At 72.5% G+C, this 1,615-nt stretch carries 2 protein-coding genes; both read right to left on the bottom strand.

All coding sequences use genetic code 11. The features are described 5' to 3' along the window. Nucleotides 1-43: 43 nt before the first annotated feature. Entirely contained in the window at nucleotides 44-1,048 is a 1,005-nt protein-coding gene (tilS, locus tag AX708_RS16985) for a tRNA lysidine(34) synthetase TilS (RefSeq protein WP_066531360.1), read from the bottom strand. Further along, on the bottom strand, nucleotides 1,039-1,615 hold a 577-nt coding region (locus AX708_RS16980; protein WP_156443455.1), incomplete at its 5' end, for a tol-pal system YbgF family protein. The genes tilS and AX708_RS16980, both read right to left, overlap by 10 nt.

Raw genomic sequence — 1,615 nt, 5'->3', positions numbered from 1 at the left:
CGGGTGGTCTGCGTCGCGCGCTAGCGCGACCGCAAACAAGGACTCAATTCACGCTGCCCCGCGCCGGTTCGGGCCGGAACCGCCAGACGCGCATCATCACGCCGACCTTCTCGACCCGCTCCACTCCCGGCACCGCGAGCACGCCGCCCAGCGAGGCGTTCTCGCCCGCCCACAGCCGCTCCCATGCGCGGGCGGCTTCGGCGCGGGTGGCGTGGCCGCCGAGTTCGCGGATGATGCGCAGGATCGTCTCGATCGCGATGACGCGCGGCACATTGGCGCAATAGCTGAAGCCGGGGGTGCCGGTGTCGCTGTCCTCGCGCAGCACCATCTCGTGCCAGTCGAGCTCGGCATACCATTGGAGCGCCTGCCAGCCTTCCGCGATATGCGCCGCGCTGGCAGCGATCTGCACGGGATCGAGCCAGTCGGCGGCGGCAAGCTGCGCGCGCATCCGGGCGCGGTCGAAGGCGGGGTTGGTGTTGGAGGGGTCCTCGACCGCCACGATCCCCGCCGCCGCGACGACCGCCGCCAGCTCCGCCTTGCGCCAGCCGAGCAGCGGGCGCAGCAGGGTGACGTCGGTCCCCTCGATCCGCGTGGACGGACGCACTCCTGCAAGCCCCGCCAGCCCGCTCCCGCGGTTGAGGCGCATCAGCAGGGTCTCGGCCTGGTCGTCGGCATGGTGTGCGGTGGCGACGGCACCCAGCCCCGCCTCGCCCACCCAGCGCGCGAGGGCCGCGTAGCGGGCCGAGCGCGCTTCGGCCTGAAGATTGCCCGGGGCGACGTCGACCTTAAGCGGCGTGAAGGGAATGCCCCGCTCCTGCGCGATCCGCCCCACCAGCGCGACCTCTCCGGCCGCTTCGGGACGCAGGCCGTGGTCGACGCTGGCGACCGCGATGCGCCCGGGGAGCGCCGCATGGGCGAGCAGCAGTAGCGCGAGGCTGTCCGCCCCGCCCGACACCGCCAGCCCCAGCGCCCGCCCTTCGCGCGCGTCCTCGGGCCACAGGCCCGCAAGGTCGGCGGCAAAGCGCAGCCCGTGATCGCTCAGCTGCACTTCACCTTCGCGCGGGTGGTCTGGTATTCGGTCGCGAGGCGGCCCGCGGCGACCAGCGGATAGGTCTCGGCGAATTCGGCGAGCGCGATGCAGGCGCGCTTGGTGTCCTTCATCGCCACCATCGAGGCGCCGAGATAGAGCAGGCTGTCGGGCGCGCGCTCGCCGGCCTTGTTGGCCTGGTAGTTCTTGAGGAACCAGCGCGCCGCGTCCTCGGGCATCCTGTCGTCGAGGAAGGCGCGGCCCAAGAGGTTGCGCCCGTAGCTGATCTTCGAGTGCGTCGGATATTGCTCGACATACTTGGTGAGCTGCTGGCGCGCTTCGGGGTAGAACCCGGCGTTCCAGAGACGGAAGCCGTAGGAATATTCGTCATCGCCCGCGTCGGCCGTCTGCGGCTTGGCGATCGCCTGCACCGCGGCGAGACGCGAGGGGCTGGGCGTGGCGACGGCGGTCGCTACCGGCGCGGTGGTGGCGGGCTTGGGCGGGGTCTGGACGGCGGGCCGCGTGGTGGCCGTCGCCGGCGCGGGGGTGGGCTGCGTGGTGGCGGGCGTCAGGGTTGCGGCAGGCGGG

Origin of the sequence: Erythrobacter sp. CCH5-A1 (assembly GCF_001557115.1) — a bacterium.
GTDB lineage: Bacteria > Pseudomonadota > Alphaproteobacteria > Sphingomonadales > Sphingomonadaceae > Erythrobacter.
Note: the sequence above shows the minus strand (reverse complement) of the source record. Positions and strands in the feature narration are given on the sequence as shown.